The 799-nt window shown below is 32.2% G+C and carries 2 protein-coding genes; both read right to left on the bottom strand.

Going from position 1 to position 799, the window contains the following annotated elements; genetic code table 11:
* A partial coding sequence (locus AB674_RS21590; protein WP_047779358.1) for a tetratricopeptide repeat protein occupies window positions 1–589 on the bottom strand: 589 nt, incomplete at its 3' end.
* Window positions 590–600: 11 nt separating this feature from the next.
* The coding region (locus tag AB674_RS21585) for a type IX secretion system membrane protein PorP/SprF (protein ID WP_047779357.1) at window positions 601–799 on the bottom strand (199 nt) is incomplete at its 5' end.

Genomic DNA, 799 nt, shown 5'->3' with positions numbered 1-799 from the left:
AATTAGTAAAATGCTGATCGGTCCAAGCATGTTTTCTTTGTCCTAAACTACCAGTATCTCTAGCTGAAGCAAATACTATTTTGTTTAAATATACTGTAGTTCCGTAATCAGAATATTTTGAATTGATACCTGCATCTTCCACTTGATATCTTCCAGAATTAGCTTTAATGGCTTCTAAATAATTGGTGTTTTGCTTGAAAAGTTTTCCTCTATTGTCGTTTCCTAATTTTTGATTGAATAATTCCAGCATTTCATTGGCTTTGTCATTTTGGCCAATAGATCTCAAAGATTGCGCATAACGATAGTAATATTCCGGTTCTAAATCATTGGTATTCATAGCAAATAATTCCCCATACCATTTAGCTGCTTTATCCAACTCGGCATTGAAGTAATAGGCATTTCCCAATTTTTTAAACAAATCAGTTGATTTATACCCTTTTTCAGCCACTCTCTCATAGGTTTTTATAGCATCTACATAGGCATAGTTGTCATACTTTTTATCAGCTGTAGCCAATTTTGCTTTTTGGGAATAAGTATTAAAAGAAAAAATACTTATTATTGTTATGTATAGGAGTATTTTATTTTTCATAATAATTATTTTTAGAAGAATCTTGGAGTTGTAATTTTGTTATTATTTTTGAATAATTCATAGCGCAAGAATATCTCATGTGACCCGGAATTATAATGTTTTAAATTGGTTGTTTCATGGTCATAACCATATCCTATATACATTCCATCCGAAACCTGAAATCCAGCCATGGCACTTATTGCGGCACTCCATCTGTAAGCTACTCCCACC

The organism is Flavobacterium sp. ABG, from assembly GCF_001027725.1.
In the GTDB taxonomy this organism is placed as follows: domain Bacteria; phylum Bacteroidota; class Bacteroidia; order Flavobacteriales; family Flavobacteriaceae; genus Flavobacterium; species Flavobacterium cupriresistens.
The sequence above is the reverse complement of the archived record's forward strand: the minus strand, read 5'-3'. Positions and strand labels throughout refer to the sequence as shown.